The sequence below is a fragment of the Vulcaniibacterium gelatinicum genome (assembly GCF_008033445.1).
Classification (GTDB): Bacteria; Pseudomonadota; Gammaproteobacteria; order Xanthomonadales; family Xanthomonadaceae; genus Vulcaniibacterium_B; species Vulcaniibacterium_B gelatinicum.
Genome location: NZ_VNKO01000005.1, coordinates 108,520 through 124,081 on the forward strand (window position 1 = coordinate 108,520; position 15,562 = coordinate 124,081).

Here is a 15,562-nt window from a genome sequence, read left to right on the forward strand (position 1 = left end):
TCACGCCCCGGTCGCGTGCGAACGCCGCAGCAGGCTGAGCGCGAAGCCGGCCACGACCGCCGCCCCCAGCACCAGCACGCCCCAGAGCAGCCAGGTCTTCCAGTCGCGGCGCGGAACCAGCGCGGCCTCGCCGGCCAGCTCACGCGAAGACCCGAGATAGGCCGGCGCCGGCTGCCAGTCACGGCCGCGCGCGCGCCGCACCGCCGCCACCAGCTGCTCCAGCGGCGCCTCCTCGCGCTGCGCCCGCGCGCTGCCGGCCACGAGCGTGTACGGCGGTTCGCCCTGGGCGACGAACACCACCACTTCCGGCCGGTATCCCAGCCGCAGCCGCGGCGTGCCGGGCACGGCGCCGTCGGCGTCCAGGCGCCAGTGCCGGTCGCGCACCACCGCATCGAGCATCCGCGCCTGCGAACGCGTGCCCGGCGCGATCCGGTAGGCCAGGCCGTCGGCGACGCGCGGGCGCCATTCGGCTTCCTCGTCGTCGCGGCTGGAAAGGCGCCAGCGCAACGCATGGTTGCCCGCCAGCGCGACCTCGGCGGCGCGCACCGGGAACGGCCCGCCGAGGTCGTAGTCGAAGGTCGGCGCCGTGCCTTCGGCCGCCGCGCGGGGCGCCAGTTCCCGCCATTGCAGCGGCGACGGCGCGACGGTGGACGCAAGCTCGGCCTCGACCGCGGTCACCTCGAACGCGGCCTCGGCGCGATCCGGAGTCAGGCGCAGGTAACGCGCGCGCTGGTAGTGCGGCATCAGGCCGAACAGCTCGATGCGCCGGTGCAGCAGGTGGCGGCCGTCGCGCCGCAGGTCCACCAGCCGGCCGCGCGTGGCGATCGCCTGCCAGTGGTCGAGGTCGTCGCTGGCCTCGACCCGGTAGCCGACGTCGAGCGCCTCGACCGCCGCCCAGTGCAGCACCAGCGCCACCACCGGTTCGCGCACGCGGCTGAGGTCCACCAGCAACGCGGTGCGCGGCGCCTCGGCCGAGGCGCCGCGGGTGCGGGCCTCGACCCGGCGCAGGCGGCCGTCGGCGTCGGCCTCGCTGACCAGTTCCCAGCCCTGCGCGCCGGCCGGCGCGCTCGCCGGCAGGGGGAAGAACGGCACGGCCAGCCGGCGGGTCGAACGCGCCAGCGGCTGTTCCGGCGCGAACACCGCGGTCGGCACCGGGGTGCCGCTGCGATCCAGCACCACCAGGTCGCGCAGCGCGGGCGACTGCAACTGCCGGTACACGCTGTCGTCCAGCGTCACCCGGTAGGCGCCGGCGTCGTCGCGGGCCAGGGTCAGCGGCCATTGCCGCGCGTAGTCCTCACGCGGGCCGGCCCACGCCAGCGCCGGCAGCAGCAGGCATCCGATCAGCACACGCGTCATGTCGCACTCTCCCGAGCGGCCGCGCGCGGCGGCACCGGCGCGAAATAGCCGACCGCCGTGCACAGCAAGCCATAGGCCAGGAACGAAACGATCCCGAGCAGGTTGCCCAGGTGCTGGCGGTCCACCAGCACCAGCTTGGCCAGCACCACGCCCATCAGCAGCGCGCCGCCGAGCCACAGGCCGCGCTCGCCGCGGCGCGAACCGAGGATCCAGCCGGCCACGCCCAGCACGCTCCAGACCACGGTCAGCGCGGTCTGCACCACGCCGGTGGAGAACATCGCCGCATTCCACGGCACCTCCCCCCAGTGGTGCGCGGCGCGCAGCGTGGCCGCGGTGACGAACGCGAGCCCGGCCGCGGCCAGCCACGGCGCGCGTTGCGCGCGCAGCTCCGCGGACGCCTCGCTCGCCCACAGCGCCAGCATCGCCAGCAGCGCGCCCTGGGCGAGGTCGAGCGGGTTGAGCAGCGGCAGGTACGGCAGCGGGGCGCTGTCGCCGGGCTGGAACAGGGCCGCGAATGCGGCGAGCCCGAAGCCGAGGCCGAGCAGGCCGCGCACCATCTCGCGCCAGCCGGCGAAGCGCGCGCCGAACGGCACCGCAGCCACGTCCGGCTTCCATTGCACCAGCGCCGCCAGCGCCAGCCACGGCGCGGCGCCCGCGGCGAAACGCCAGCCCGAGCCCAGCGCCGCGGTCTCCGCCAGCGCCACCAGCGCGAGCGCGAACGCGAGTCCCCACGAGCCGAGCCAGCCCAGGTGCGCCAGCGGCCGCGCCGAGCCCTCGCGCTCGCGCAACACGGACAGCACGCGCAGGCCGGCCAGCGCGTAGGCCGCCCACGCCGCCGCCCCGTCGCCGGCGAACACCTGCGCATGCGCCTCGCGCTGCGCCCAGGCCAGCAGCAGCGGCGTGGCCAGCAGCGCCGCCGCGGTCGCGGCCAGGCCGCGTGCGCGCTCGCGGCGCAGCGCCTCGCCGGCCAGCCACGCGCTCAGCGCGAAGAAGCCGAGCACGGCATCGGCGCGCGCGTCGGCCTCGACGAAGCGTCCGATCTCGTGCAGGCCGTTGCCCAGCCACCACGCCAGGCCCCACAGGTAGTACAGCCCGGCGAGCGGCGCACGCTGCGCATGCCGGTAGGTCCAGGCGCTGGCCAGGCCGGCCAGCGCCAGCAGCAGCGCCGCCATGCAGGTTGCGTTGGCCACCGCGATGCGGTCGTCATTGCCGTCGGCGAGCGCGAACACGAACGCCACCGCCGCCGCCAGTTGCAGCAGCGCGCCCGACACCTGCGGCAGGCGCCGCCCCTGGCGCACGCCCAGCCACACCAGGCCCGCGCCTTCCAGCGCGAACACCGCGCCGGTGGCCTGCGCCGACAGCGCCAGCGGCACCGCCAGGGTGGCGAAGCCGACCGCCAGCACCGCGTACGGCAACACGAACGGCGCCAGCCGTTCGCTGCGCCGCAGCCCGGCGCCGAGCAGCGCATACAGCGCGGCGAGCCCGAGCGCGTTGAACGCCAGCGCCATGCGCGCGCCCTCCAGCAGCCACGCCTGCAGCGTGAACGCCACCAGCGGCGTGCCGAACAGCAGGCAGCCGTCCACCAGGTCGCGCCGGCCCGGCGCGCGCCGCCGCGCGTACAGCAGCGGGATCAGCAGGTACAGGGCGAAGAACAGCAACAGGAACGGCTCGGTGCTGGCGTAGTGCTCGGGCCGGTAGCGCAGCACGCCCCACAGCGTGCCGATGGCGAAGGTGAAGCCGAAGCCGAGCACGTTGAGGATGCGCCAGGCGCGCGCCCAGGCGATGGCGAAGATGCCGAGGTTGAGCACCGCGTAGTAGCCGAACAGGGCGACGTGGTTGCCCTCGCCGGTGGACAGCCACAGCGGCGCGAGGAAACCCGCCAGCAGGCCGAGCACCGCCAGCGCCAGCGCGTTCTGCAGCACCGCCAGCACACCCAGCGCGGCCACCAGCACCACGCTGAGCGCGAACGCCGCGCCCGCGGGCAGCAACGGATGGAGCTTGAAGGCCGCGAACACGGTCAGCAGCAGCACGCCGACCGCACCGCCCTGCAACGAGAGCGCGAAGATGCGCCGCGCCTCGCGCTGGCGCCAACCGAACACCAGGCCCGCCAGCGCGGCCAGCGCCACGCCGGCCAGGCGCAACTCGATCGGCAAGCGCAGCCAGCCCTGGTCGCTGGCGTACTTCAGCAACGCGGCCACGCCGGCGAACAGCACCAGCATGCCGACCTTCACCGGCACGTTGCCTTCGGTCAGCCAACGGCGCGCGGCGCGCAGCGCCAGGGTCAGCGGACCGGGGCGCGCGGGCACGCGCGGCGCGGCGGCCTGCGCGGGCGGCACGTCCGGGACGGGTGGTGCGGCCTGGACCGGAGGCGCAGGTGGCGGTGGCGCCGCGACCGGCGCCGGCGGCGGCGCGGCTTCGGGCATCGGCCGCGACGGCGCGGCGACCGGCGGGCGCATGCGCTCGCCCAGCGTCGGCTCCACCGCCACCATCCGCGCATCCAGCGCGGACACCCGTTCCTCCAGCGCGGCGACCCGTTCGCGCAGGCGCGCGAGCATCACCAGCGCCACCACCAGCAGCACCGGCAGTGCCAGCACCGCCAGTACGAGCATCAGCAACAGGCCTTCCATTCCCGTCTCCTCCCCCGGCTCGCCCCACACTAGCATTCCCCGGCGGCGCGTCGGCCGCGGACGGATCCCCCGGACCCGCCGTCCATCGCTCGGCTGCGCGCGCACGTGGCCTGTCCGGCGCCGGTGGCATCATGGGCCGTTCCGGTCCCCGCCTTCCCGCGCACGAGCCCGCCGATGCAAGCGCCCCGCATCCAGCCCTTCTTCCACGCCGACACCGGTACCTGGAGCTACGTGGTCAGCAGCGGCCAGGACGCGGTGGTGATCGATCCGGTGCTCGACTACGACCCCAGGTCCGGCCGCATCGCCACCGACAGCGCACGCGCCCTGCTGGCCTACGTCGAGGCGGAACGCCTGCGCGTGCACCGCATCCTCGAAACCCACGCCCACGCCGACCATCTCAGCGCCGCCGCATTCCTGCGCGCGCGCACCGCAGGCGCGGTCGCGATCGGCGCCGGCATCCGCGCGGTGCAGGCGCATTTCGCCGCGGCGTTCGGGCTGGCCGCGGACGATCCCGCGCTGGCCGCCGCGTTCGACGCCACCCTCGCCGACGGCGAGGTGATCGAGGCCGGCACGCTGTGGATCGAGGTGATGACCACGCCGGGCCACACGCCCGACAGCCTGAGCTATCGCATCGGCGACCACGTGTTCGTCGGCGACACCCTGTTCGCGCCGGACGTGGGCGCGGCGCGCTGCGATTTCCCGGGCGGCGACGCGCAGGCGCTGTACGCCTCGGTGCAGCGCCTGTACGCGCTGCCGGAACACGTCCTGCTGTGGCTGTGCCACGACTACCCGCCGGCGGGGCGGGAACCGCGCGCCAGCGTCAGCGTCGGCGAGAGCCGGCGCGAGAACCGCATGCTGCGCGCCGACACCCCGCTCGAGGCATTCGTCGCCGCGCGCCGCGCCCGCGACGCCACCCTGCCCGCGCCGACCCTGCTCTTCCCTTCCCTGCAGGTGAACATCCGCGGCGGCCGCCTGCCCCCGCCGGAGGCCAACGGCCGCCGCTACCTGCGCACGCCGCTGCGGATCGAGCCGCCGGCGGACGGGCTGCTGTCGTAGGCTCGTCCGCGCGCCGGCGCCGGCTCAGCCCAGCGCCCTGGCCGCCTCGACCACCTTCTCCACGGTGAAGCCGAAATGGCGGAACAGCTGCTCGCCCGGGCCGCTGGCGCCAAAGCGGTCCAGGCCGATCACCGCGCCGTCCAGGCCCACGTACTTGCGCCAGAAGTCGGACACGCCGGCCTCGATCGCGATCCGCCTGCGGCAGGCGGCGGGCAGCACCGCCTCGCGCCAGGCGGCGTCCTGGCGGTCGAACACGTCGGTGCAGGGCATGGAGACCACGCGCACGCCGTCGCCGAGCTCGGCCGCGGCCTGCATCGCCAGCGCCACTTCGGAGCCGGTAGCGATCAGGATCAGGTCCGGCGCGCCGACGCTGTCGCGCAGCACGTAGCCGCCGCGGGCGATCGCCTGCACCTGCTCCGGCATGCGCGCCTGGTGCGGCAGGTTCTGGCGCGAGAACACCAGGCAGGTGGGTCCGTCGCGGCGCTCCAGCGCGCATTTCCACGCCACCGCCGACTCGACCGCATCGCACGGGCGCCAGACGTCGTTGTTCGGGATGTAGCGCAGCGAGGCCAGGTGCTCCACCGGCTGGTGGGTGGGGCCGTCCTCGCCCAGGCCGATCGAGTCGTGGGTGTAGACGTGGATCGCGTGCGTGCCCATCAGCGCGCCCATCCGCACCGCGTTGCGGGCGTAGTCGCTGAACACCAGGAAGGTGGCGTCGTAGGGGATGAAGCACTCGTGCAGGCCGAGGCCGTTGCTGATCGCGGTCATCGCGAACTCGCGCACACCGTAGTAGATGTAGTTGGCGTCGGGCGAATCGGCGGTCACCGGCACGCTGCCCTTCCACAGGGTCAGGTTGGAATGGGCCAGGTCGGCCGAGCCGCCGATCAGCTCCGGCAGGTGCGGCGCGTAGGCCTCGATCGCCATCTGCGAGGCCTTGCGCGAGGCCACCACCGGGCCTTCGGCCTGCAGCCTGGCGATGTACGCGTCGGCGGCCGCGGCGAAACCCGCCGGCAGCTCGCCGCGCATGCGCCGGCCGAGCTCGGCGGCGAGTTCGGGGTACTGCGCGGCGTAGGCCTCGAACAGCCGGTTCCAGGCGGCCTCGCGCGCGGCGCCGGCCTCGGTGGCGCGCCAGCGCGCGTAGATCTCCTGCGGGATCTCGAACGGGCCGTAGGGCCAGCCCAGCGCGGCGCGGGTGGCGGCAACCTCGTCCTTGCCCAACGGCGCGCCGTGGGCGGACTCCTTGCCGGCCTTGTTCGGCGAGCCGTAACCGATGGTGGTGCGGCAGCAGATCAGGGTGGGCTTGTCGGTGGACTTCAGCGCGGTCTCGATCGCGGTGCGGATCTCGTCCGCGTCGTGGCCGTCCACGTTGCGGATCACGTGCCAGCCGTAGGCAGCGAAGCGGGCCGGGGTGTCGTCGGTGAACCAGCCCGCGGTGTCGCCGTCGATGCTGATCCGGTTGTCGTCCCAGAACGCGATCAGCTTGTTCAGCCCCCAGGTGCCGGCGAGCGAGGCAGCCTCGTGCGAGATGCCTTCCATCAGGCAGCCGTCGCCGACGAACACCCAGGTGTGGTGATCCACGATCTCGAACCCGGGGCGGTTGAAGCGCCGCGCCAGCAGCTTCTCCGCCAGCGCCATGCCGACCGCGTTGGCGAAGCCCTGGCCGAGCGGGCCGGTGGTGGTCTCCACGCCCGGAGTCATGAACTGCTCGGGGTGGCCCGGGGTCTTCGACTCCAGCTGGCGGAAGGCCTTGAGGTCGTCGAGGCTCAGGTCGTAGCCGGTGAGGTGCAGCAGCGCGTACTGCAGCATCGAGCCGTGGCCGTTGCTGAGCAGGAAGCGGTCGCGGTTGAACCAGTCCGGGTTGTTCGGGTTGTGCCGGAGGAAGTCGTTCCAGAGCACCTCGGCGATGTCGGCCATGCCCATCGGCATGCCCGGGTGGCCGGAGTTGGCGGCCTGGACCGCATCGATGGCGAGGAAACGGATGGCGTTGGCGAGGTCGCGGCGGGTCGGCGTCGTCGGCATGGCGGGCGTCGGGCAAGGGGGGTTCCGCCAGAACCGGCGGGGGTGCCATTGTCGCCGATCGCGCCCCCCTGCGCGTAGGGCGGGCCGCGGCCCGCCGCCTGGAGATCAGCTCATTTCTCGCCGCGCGCCACCACCGTCGCCGCCACCAGGTCGCCGGTGACGTTGAGGGTGGTGCGGCACATGTCGAGGAAGCGGTCCACGCCCAGGATCAGGCCGATGCCCTCCGGCGGCACCCCGACCATGGCGCAGATCAGCGCCACCACCGGCAGCGAGCCGGCCGGCACGCCGGCGGTGCCGATCCCGCCGAGGATGGCCACGAACAGCACCGTCAACTGCTGGGCCAGGGTCAGCTCGACGCCGAAGAACTGGGCCAGGAACAGCACCGTCACGCCCTCGAACAGGGCGGTGCCGTTCTGGTTCGCGGTCGCACCCACGGTCAGGACGAAGCGCGAGACCCGCCGCGGCAGGCCCAGCTTCTCCTCGGCCACGCGCAGCGCGGTGGGCAGGGTGGCGTTGCTGGAGGCGGTGGAGAAGGCCAGCAGCATCGCCTCCTCCGCGCCGCGGAAGAAGCGCAGCGGCGAATAGCCACCGAGGAAACGCAGCGCCAGCGGATAGACCACGAACATGTGCAGCGACAGCGCCAGCACCACCACGCCGACGTAGGCGCCGAGCTTGAGCATCAGGTCCCAGCCGAACAGCGCGGCCAGGTTGAACATCATGCAGAACACCGCGTACGGCGCGAGCCGGATCACCAGCCCGATCAGGGTCATCGAGACCTCGAACAGGCCCTCGATCCCGCGCTTGAGGGTCTGCGCCGCCTCGCCGCGGGTCAGCACCAGGCCCACGCCGAGCATCAGGGCGAAGAACATCACTGCCAGGATGGTGCTCTCGGCCGCGGCCTTGACCACGTTGTCGGGGACGATGCCGAGCAGCATGTCCAGCCCCTTGGGCTGGGTCGCGGTGCCGCTGACGATGGCCTGGGCGCGTTCGCTGCCCTCGCCGAGCAGTTGCTGCGCCAGCGCCGGATCCACGCCCGCGCCGGGGCGGAAGAAGTTGACCAGCGCCAGGCCGATGCCGACCGCGATCGCGGACACGATCACGGTGTAGGCCAGCGTGCGCCAGCCGATGCGGCCGAGCGCGCGCACGTCGCCCATCTCCGCCACCCCGACCACCAGCGCCGAGAACAGCAGCGGGATCACCAGCATGAAGATCAGGCGCAGGAACAAGGTGGCGGCCGGCTGCGTGACCCAGGTGGTCAGCCACTTCACCCAGCCCGCGTCGGCGCCCGCGGCGTAGTACGCGACCAGACCCAGCAGCAGGCCCGCGACGAAGCCGATCGCCATCTTCCAGTGCAACGGCCAGCGGCCCGGCTGCGCCTGCGTCTCGCTCATCGCCCGCTCCCCTGCGTGGTGGCGGGGCAGCTTAGCAAAGCCGCCCCGCTCAGGCCGGCGGATACAGCGGCGGCAGCAGCGGGGCCTCGCGCCGTGGCGCCGGCTGCCAGTGCGGACCGTGGCGGAACGCCTCGCGCAGCGCCCGGCGCGCCGCGGCCGGATCGCCGCCGCCCCAGCGCGCACGCTGCAGGGCCTGCACCGCGGCGCGTTGCGCGGGATCGGCCAGACGCGCCTGCAGCGCGTCCAGGCCGGCCACGGGCGGGGCGGCGAGCGCGCACAGCGCGGCCTCGATCGCGCCGAGGTCGCCCGCTTCGAGCGCGTGCCGAAGCGCGGCCGGGGAAGGCGTCGGCATGGTCGTGGACAGCACCGCCTCGTCGCCGCGTGCGGGCGCAGGCGTGCGTTCGCGCAGCGCCCACAGCAGGGTCACGAACCACAGCACGGCGAAGCCGGCCGCAATCAGCGCCCACGGCAGTTCCGGCACGGGCGGCACCGCGTCGGCCCTCCCTCCCCCGCTCACGGGGGAGGGTTGGGGTGGGGGCACGCCGGCGCCCGGGAGCACCTGCAGTTCGAGCGTGGGCAACCCCGCGGTCTCGGCGCGGTCGGCGCGCACGTTCCACCAGCCGATGCGCGGGCCCTCGATGCGCAGCGTGCCGGCGCGCGCGGGCACGATCGCGAAACGCCGGGTCAGCGTCGCCTGCGGCCGGCCGTCCACGAAGCGCATGTCGGCCTGCACCGGTTCGGCCAGCACCTGCGCATCGCCCGCCCGCACCTGCAACTCCGGCAGCTGCGCCGCGGTGGCGCCGTCGGCCACGGCCTCCACCACCACCGTCGCCGCCTCGCCCGCACGCGCGCGTTGCGGCAGCGTGCTCCAGCGCAGGCGCAGGGCGTGCAGCGGCAGCCAGGGCAGCGGCGCATCGGCAGGGATGGGCCGCACCTGCAGGGTGGCCGGCGCGGCGTTCGCGGCCAGCGCCCGGCGCGCGTCGCCGAACAGGTCGTCGAAGAAGCCGCCCGCGCCCTGGCCGCTGAAGCGCGCACCGGGCAGGCGCAGTTCGCCGCTGCGCTCGGGGAACAGCAGGTAGCGGCGTTCGATCACGTCGTAGCGGCGGCCGCCGAGCTCGCGCGAGTACTGCAGGTCCTGGCCGACGCGCTGCAGGGTCGCGCCCTCGGGCGCGGGCTGCTCGAGCTGGCCCGACAGCAGCGGCACCGCCGCATGCAGGCGCACCGCCACGCCCACCGCCTGCTGCACGTAGGGAGCGAGGTCGTCCACCTCGGTCTCGACGAACACGGTGTCGCCCGCGCGGCCCGCCGGCGCGGTGTCCGGAAGCACCGTGAGGGCCAGGGGTTCGGTGGTGACCGTGCCCACCCGCAGCGGCGGGATCCCGAGCACGCCCTCGCGCCGCGGCCGCAGCGCCACGCCGAACAGCACGCGCACGCGGGTGACGCCGTTGACGATCTCGACGCTGCGCCGGGTGCTCTGCGCGCCGACTTCGAAATCGCGCAGCAGCGGCGCGAAGTCGGGGCGCGCCGTGGGCTGGTCGGTCTCGACGTTGAGCGTGGCGGTTTCGCCAAAGGCGATGCGCTCGCGGTCCAGCCAGGCGCGGGTCTGGGCCTGGGCGACGAACGCCGCGCACAGGCCGAGGACGAGCAGCAGGCGGAGCACGGCGCGGGTCATTCGCCCTCCAGCCGGCGGCGTTCGTATTCGAGCCGGAAGCGCGCGCGCAACAGCGCACCCGGATCCTCCGGGATGCGCCGCAGCCAGGCCTCGTTGGCCAGGCGCCGTTCGCGTTCGGCCGGCGTCTCGGCTCGGCCCGGGGCCGCGCCCGCGCGCGGCAGCGGCTTCGCGCCGGCCTGCAGCGCGCGTTGCATGCGCGCGCGCTGGGCGGCGTCGGCGGCACGCTGGGCCTGGGTGTCGGCGGGTTGCGGCGGCGGTGTCGGGGCGGTGTCGGCACGGCGCGGCGCGCCGGCCTCGCGCGGCGCAGGCTGATGCGGCTGGGCACCGGCCTGCGCGTCCGCATCGCGCCCTGCCCGTGGCTGGCCGGAGGCGCCATCCTTCCCCTGCTCGCCCTGCTCGCCCTGCTTGGCCTGCTGGCGTTGTTGTTGCCGACCGTCGCGTTGCGCTTGGTCCTGCGCCGCGGCTGCGCGCCGGCGCAATGCGGCTTCCAGTGCACGCTTGTTCGCCAATGCGTCGGCCATGCCGGGCGCGCGCCGCAGCGCCGCGTCGTAGGCGGCGATGGCGTCCTCGTAACGGCCCTGCCTGGCCAGCGCGTTGCCGCGGTTGTAGTGCGCATCGGCGGTCTCGAGCCCCCGCCAGAGCTCGGCTGCGCGCGCGTAGTCGCCGGCGCGGTAGGCGGCGATGCCTTCCCGCAGGCGCGCATGCGCCACCTGGTCGGCACGCCGCCACAGCGTGCCCTCGGCCGCCTGCAACACCCCGGCCGGCCACAGCAGGCAGGCCAGCAGCAGCACCGGCGCGGCGCCGCGCCGGAACGCGAACAGGGCCAGCAGCATCAGCGGCGGCAGCAGCCAGTAGCCCTGGTCCTGCCAGGCGCGCGCGCCACGGTCGCCGGCGGCCGTCTCCCCCGCACGCGGCGCGAGCACGCCGAGCGCGCGCAGGTCGCCGTCGTCGGCGCGCAGCACCGCATGGCGGCCGCCGCCCGCCGCGGCCAGGGCGCGCAGCGAGGCGTCGTCCAGCGCCGCGCGCCGGACCGCACCGTCCCGGTCCCGGTACAGGCTGCCCGCCGCAGTCCCCAGGCCCAGGGCGTGGACGCGGTAGCCCGCCCGCGCCGCTTCGGCCGCGGCGGCATGGGCGCGGGCATCGGCGGCATCGGTCAGCACCAGGATGTCGCCGCGCATGTGCCCGCCCTGCGCCAGCAACCGTGCCGACCAGGCGATCGCGCGGTCCACGCGCCGCCCGTCCACCGGCATCACGTCCGGCGCCAGCGCGTCGAGGAACAGCGCCACGTTGCGCACGTCCTCGGTCAGCGGCGCCACGGTGAAGGCATCGTCGGCGAAGGCGACCAGGGCCACCTCGCCGTCCCGGCGCGTCTGCAGCAGCCGCGCGAGCTTGGCCCGCGCCTGCAGCAGGCGCGAGGGCGGCAGGTCGCCGGCGAGCGTGGCGCTGGACAGGTCCAGCGCGATCACCAGCGGCGTGCGCGACTGCCACAACGGCTGTTCGACCTGGCGCCAGGACGGCCCGGCCAGGGCCAGGACCGCCAGCGCCGCGCCCAGCAGCAGCGTCGCCGGCGCCAGCCACGCACGCCGCGCCTCGCCTGCGTCGAGCAGGTGCGGCAGCAGGTGCGGATCCACGACGCCCCGCCAGACGCTGCCGCGGCGGCGTCGCGCCCGCCACCACAGGGCGAGCAGCGGCAGCGCGGCCAGCGCCCACAACCAGTGCGGGCGCAGGAACTGCGGCAGCAGCACGCCGATGCTCATCGCCGCCTCCGTCCGGCCGCCACCGCGAACAGGCCGCAGACGATCGCCGCGCCGAGCGGCCACGGATAGCGCTCGATGCGCGGCCGCACCGTCTGCCCCGGGCGCGCGATCGGCTCCAGCCGATCGATCTCGGCGTAGATGCCGGCCAGCGAGGCGGTGTCGCGGGCACGGAAGAAGCGGCCGCCGGTGCGTTCGGCGATGCGCTGCAGCGTCGCCTCGTCGATCTCCTCGCCGCCGAACGGCAACTGGAAGCCGAACAGCGACAGTCCGCCACCTTCGCCGCCGAAGGCGATGGTGTGCACGCGCACGTCCTCGTCGGCGGCGATCGCGGCGGCCTTGTCCGGGGTCAGCAGGCCGGCGGTGTTGACGCCGTCGGTGAGCAGGATCAGCACCCGCTGCCCGGCGCGCTGCTCGCGCAGGCGCTTGACCGCCAGGCCGATCGCATCGCCGATCGCGGTCGCGCGCCCGGCCAGGCCGACCGCGGTGGCCTGCAGCTGCGCCTGCACCGTGGCGCGGTCGGCGGTCAGCGGGGTGAGCAGGTGGGCGCGTTCGCCGAACACGAGCAGGCCGACGCGGTCGCCGGCGCGGCGCTCCAGGAAATCGGCGATCACGGCCTTGGCCGCGGTCAGCCGGTCCACCACGCGCCCGCCCAGTTCCATGTCCTCCTCGCCCATGCTCCCGGACAGGTCCACCGCCAGCATCAGGTCGCGCCCCTGCTGCGGCGGCGCCAGCGGCACGCCGAGCTGCTGCGGCCGCGCCGCGGCCACGCACAGCAGCGCCCATGCCAGCCACAGCGCCGCGAGCCGCGCGCCGCCGCCGGCCGTGCGCCGGGCGGCGGCGATGCCGTGCAGGCGCGCGCCGTACGGCACCCGCAGCGCGGCCTCGGCGCTGCGCCGGGGCGGCAACCCGCGCCGCGCGAGCCAGGGCAACGGCAGCGCAGCCAGCAGCCATGGCCAGGCGAAAGCCAGCGACGACAGCCCGAGTGCGGACTGCAGCGCGTTCATCGCGCGCCCATCCAGTCCAGATAGCGCGCGCGGGCCAGTTCGCGCAGGCGCGCCACCGCCGCGGCATCGGCCTCGCGCCGGAAGCCGCCCTCGAGCAGCAGACGCCCGGGTTCACCGGCAAAGCGCGGCGGCTCGACGCCGGCATCGAGGAAACGCAGCCAGTCCTCGCCGCGCAGGCGGTCGGCGGCGGGATCCACCCGGCGCGCGGCGCGACGCAGCAGCTCCGACATCGCCGCAATCTGCGCCGCGGGCGTCGGCGCCTGCGCCAGCGTCTCGTCGAACAGCGCCGCGACCGCGCGGCAATGGCGCCGCCGGCGCCAATACCGCCAGGCCCACGCGCCCAGCGCCAGCAGCCCCAGCGCAGCGAGCAGCCACCAGCCCGGCGCCGGCGGCCACCAGGGCGGCGCCGGCGGCTGGTGGATGTCGCGCAGCACCACACCGTCCATCACGCCGCTCCCGCCAGCCGATGCCCCCACAACGCCAGCCACTGCTCGCTCGGCGCGTCGCCCGGCAGCGTCGCCACCCGCACCCGCCGCGCGCGCAACGCCTGTTCGGCGCGCTGCACCGGCACGACGAAGGTCTCGCGCCAGCGCTGGCGCACCGCAGCATCGCCCAGGTCGATCTCGATCCGGCCGGCGTCGGTGGCGAACGGCAGCAAGGCCGCGGGCGGCGCGGTCTCGAGCGGATCGGTCAGCAGCAACACCGTCACCTCGCCATGCGCGGTCAACGCCGCCCAGCGCCGTTCGGGCACCGCCGCCAGGCTGGCGGCATCGGCCAGCACCAGCAGCCGCGAACCGGGACGCAACAGACGTGCCGCATGGTCCAGGGCGACGCCCAGGCCCGCGTCCTCGGCCGGCGGCGCGGCGTACCAGCGCACCAGCGCATCGAGCACGCGCAGCGCCCCGCGCGGGCCGGCGCCCGGCGGCACCGGCGCCTCGCGCAGGCTGCCGCGCAGGGCCGCGACGCGGTCGCCGTCGCGCACCGCCGCCCACGCCGCCACCGCCCCGGCGCGCGCGGCTTGCACCGATTTGAACCGCACCCGCGTGCCCACGTACAGCGCCGCGCTGGTGTCGGCCACCAGCAGCGTCAACCGCTCGCGCTCGGCCTGGAACAGCTTGGTGTGCGCGCGGCCGGTGCGTGCGGTCAGGCGCCAGTCGATGTGGCGCACGTCGTCGCCGGGCACGTACTCGCGCGACTCGGCGTACTCCATCCCGCGCCCGCGCACTGGCGAGGGCGCCTGCCCCGCCGGCCCGTAGCGCCCGCGCCGCGCCCCGCGCCGCCCCTGCGCCGCACTGCGCAGCGCCAGCAACTCGGCCAGCGTCGGCCGCACGCCGTCGCCTTCGGCCGGCGCCTGGCGTTTGGTCGGGACGGGCGGGGAAATTTTTTTCGCCACGGATCTACACGGATGGACACGGATCGGGAGCGGTCGGCGACGCAGCGGTGGAAGTCTGTCGCAGCATCGGCGGCGCGTCGCACGGGCGCATCATCGTTCCTGCGAAGACGCGGGCCCGGAAATGCCAACCGTGGAACAGGCATCTGCCCGGATCCTGTCCGAGGGGACGATGTTTCCTCGCACGGTTCGTATCCATCCGTGTCAATCCGTGGCCGATGCCTGCGCAGTCACGGCAGCGGCACCTTCGCCAGCAGCTCCTGCACCAGCCGCTCGCCGTCCCAGCCTTCGGCGGTGGCCTCGTAGCTGGGCAGGATGCGGTGGCGGAGCACGTCCGGGGCGACCGCCAGCACGTCGTCGGGAGTGACGAAATCGCGCCCGGCCAGCCAGGCACGGGCACGGGCGCAGCGTTCGAGCGCGATCGAGCCGCGCGGGCTTGCGCCCCAGGCGATGCGCCGTGCCAGCGCCTCGTCGTAGCGGCGCGCATCGCGCGAGGCCAGCACCAGTTCGATCAGGTAGCGTTCGAGCGCGGGCGCCAGATGCACGTCGAGCACCGCCGTGCGCGCGGCGAACACGTGCGCCTGCGGCATCCGCACCACCGGCGCCGGCGCCGCCTGCAGCGCCTGCCGCGCCCGCTCCCGCGCCAGGCGCAGGATCTCCGCCTCGGCCGCGGCCTCCGGATAGCCGATGCGCACGTACATCAGGAAGCGGTCGAGCTGCGCCTCGGGCAGCGGGAAGGTGCCCTCCTGCTCGATCGGGTTCTGGGTGGCCATCACCAGGAACAGCGGCGGCAGCGGATAGGTGTGCCGCCCCACCGTCACCTGGCGTTCGCCCATCGCCTCCAGCAGCGCCGACTGCACCTTGGCCGGCGCGCGGTTGATCTCGTCGGCGAGCAGCAGCGGATGGAAGATCGGGCCGGGCTGGAACTCGAAGCGCCCGTCCTGCGGGCGCCAGACTTCGGTCCCGGTGAGGTCGGCCGGCAGCAGGTCGGGCGTGAACTGGACCCGCGCGAAGCCGGCGTCCAGCCGCGCCGCCAGCGCCCGCACCGCGCTGGTCTTGGCCAGCCCGGGCGCGCCCTCGACCAGCAGGTGCCCGTCGGCGAGCAGCGCGATCAGCAGCCGCTCGATCAGCGCCCCCTGGCCGACGATCTCGGCCGACAGCGCCTCGCGCAGCTCGCGGAACGCGGCATGCAGGTCCTCGCCGCGCGATGTCCCACTGTCCATCCGGGGGCTCCGGCAACCACTGTCGGGGGACGAGTTTGACCCATTCCCCCGGGTGGAGTTCAACCCG

Annotated in this window: 11 protein-coding genes; 1 reads left to right on the forward strand and 10 read right to left on the reverse strand. The window is 75.0% G+C overall.

The features are described from left to right. Together FPV26_RS04720 and FPV26_RS04725 are read right to left on the reverse strand one after the other, a co-directional pair. Positions 1 to 1,356 (reverse strand): DUF3999 domain-containing protein, encoded by a 1,356-nt coding sequence (locus FPV26_RS04720; RefSeq protein ID WP_147652568.1) that lies wholly within the window; start codon positions 1,354 to 1,356, stop codon positions 1 to 3. After that, complete coding sequence (locus tag FPV26_RS04725) at positions 1,353 to 3,983, reverse strand: DUF2339 domain-containing protein (protein WP_147652569.1); 2,631 nt, start codon at positions 3,981 to 3,983, stop codon at positions 1,353 to 1,355. Before FPV26_RS04725 ends, FPV26_RS04720 begins: the two co-directional genes overlap by 4 nt. Positions 3,984 to 4,157: 174 nt before the next feature. On the opposite strand from FPV26_RS04725, the gene FPV26_RS04730 reads away from it, so the two are divergent. Then, entirely contained in the window at positions 4,158 to 5,039 is an 882-nt protein-coding gene (locus FPV26_RS04730; RefSeq protein WP_147652570.1) for an MBL fold metallo-hydrolase, read from the forward strand. Between the two features lie 24 nt (positions 5,040 to 5,063). Here the strand turns inward: FPV26_RS04730 and tkt are convergent, their stop codons facing one another. The 8 genes from tkt to FPV26_RS04770 form a co-directional block, all read right to left on the reverse strand. Continuing rightward, entirely contained in the window at positions 5,064 to 7,058 is a 1,995-nt protein-coding gene (gene tkt, locus FPV26_RS04735; RefSeq protein WP_147652571.1) for a transketolase, read from the reverse strand. 110 nt (positions 7,059 to 7,168) lie between these two features. After that, on the reverse strand, positions 7,169 to 8,449 hold the full coding sequence (locus tag FPV26_RS04740; RefSeq protein WP_147652572.1) for a dicarboxylate/amino acid:cation symporter: 1,281 nt from the start codon (positions 8,447 to 8,449) through the stop codon (positions 7,169 to 7,171). Between the two features lie 49 nt (positions 8,450 to 8,498). Beyond that, a complete protein-coding gene (locus tag FPV26_RS04745) occupies positions 8,499 to 10,121 on the reverse strand; it encodes a BatD family protein (RefSeq protein ID WP_147652573.1) in 1,623 nt (540 codons plus the stop codon). Continuing rightward, on the reverse strand, positions 10,118 to 11,878 hold the full coding sequence (locus FPV26_RS04750; protein WP_147652574.1) for a tetratricopeptide repeat protein: 1,761 nt from the start codon (positions 11,876 to 11,878) through the stop codon (positions 10,118 to 10,120). The genes FPV26_RS04745 and FPV26_RS04750 overlap by 4 nt, the downstream gene beginning before the upstream one ends. Further along, positions 11,875 to 12,882 (reverse strand): vWA domain-containing protein, encoded by a 1,008-nt coding sequence (locus tag FPV26_RS04755; protein ID WP_147652575.1) that lies wholly within the window; start codon positions 12,880 to 12,882, stop codon positions 11,875 to 11,877. The genes FPV26_RS04750 and FPV26_RS04755 overlap by 4 nt, the downstream gene beginning before the upstream one ends. Next, positions 12,879 to 13,328 carry a DUF4381 family protein gene (locus FPV26_RS04760; protein WP_147652576.1) on the reverse strand — a complete coding sequence of 150 codons (450 nt, stop codon included), beginning with the start codon at positions 13,326 to 13,328 and terminating at the stop codon, positions 12,879 to 12,881. The genes FPV26_RS04755 and FPV26_RS04760 overlap by 4 nt, the downstream gene beginning before the upstream one ends. Next, a complete protein-coding gene (locus tag FPV26_RS04765; protein WP_246109211.1) occupies positions 13,328 to 14,263 on the reverse strand; it encodes a DUF58 domain-containing protein in 936 nt (311 codons plus the stop codon). The genes FPV26_RS04760 and FPV26_RS04765 overlap by 1 nt, the downstream gene beginning before the upstream one ends. 239 nt (positions 14,264 to 14,502) lie before the next feature. Then, positions 14,503 to 15,495, reverse strand: coding sequence for an AAA family ATPase (locus tag FPV26_RS04770; protein WP_147652577.1), 993 nt, complete (start codon positions 15,493 to 15,495; stop codon positions 14,503 to 14,505). Between the last annotated feature and the right edge of the window lie 67 nt (positions 15,496 to 15,562).

Excerpts from the sequence above, each read along its gene's own strand:
- FPV26_RS04720 (WP_147652568.1), bottom strand. The coding sequence starts at position 1,356 with ATGACGCGTGTGCTGATCGGATGCCTGCTGCTGCCGGCGCTGGCGTGG.
- FPV26_RS04725 (WP_147652569.1), bottom strand. The coding sequence starts at position 3,983 with ATGGAAGGCCTGTTGCTGATGCTCGTACTGGCGGTGCTGGCACTGCCG.
- FPV26_RS04730 (WP_147652570.1), top strand. The coding sequence starts at position 4,158 with ATGCAAGCGCCCCGCATCCAGCCCTTCTTCCACGCCGACACCGGTACC.
- tkt (WP_147652571.1), bottom strand. The coding sequence starts at position 7,058 with ATGCCGACGACGCCGACCCGCCGCGACCTCGCCAACGCCATCCGTTTC.
- FPV26_RS04740 (WP_147652572.1), bottom strand. The coding sequence starts at position 8,449 with ATGAGCGAGACGCAGGCGCAGCCGGGCCGCTGGCCGTTGCACTGGAAG.
- FPV26_RS04745 (WP_147652573.1), bottom strand. The coding sequence starts at position 10,121 with ATGACCCGCGCCGTGCTCCGCCTGCTGCTCGTCCTCGGCCTGTGCGCG.
- FPV26_RS04750 (WP_147652574.1), bottom strand. The coding sequence starts at position 11,878 with ATGAGCATCGGCGTGCTGCTGCCGCAGTTCCTGCGCCCGCACTGGTTG.
- FPV26_RS04755 (WP_147652575.1), bottom strand. The coding sequence starts at position 12,882 with ATGAACGCGCTGCAGTCCGCACTCGGGCTGTCGTCGCTGGCTTTCGCC.
- FPV26_RS04760 (WP_147652576.1), bottom strand. The coding sequence starts at position 13,328 with ATGGACGGTGTGGTGCTGCGCGACATCCACCAGCCGCCGGCGCCGCCC.
- FPV26_RS04770 (WP_147652577.1), bottom strand. The coding sequence starts at position 15,495 with ATGGACAGTGGGACATCGCGCGGCGAGGACCTGCATGCCGCGTTCCGC.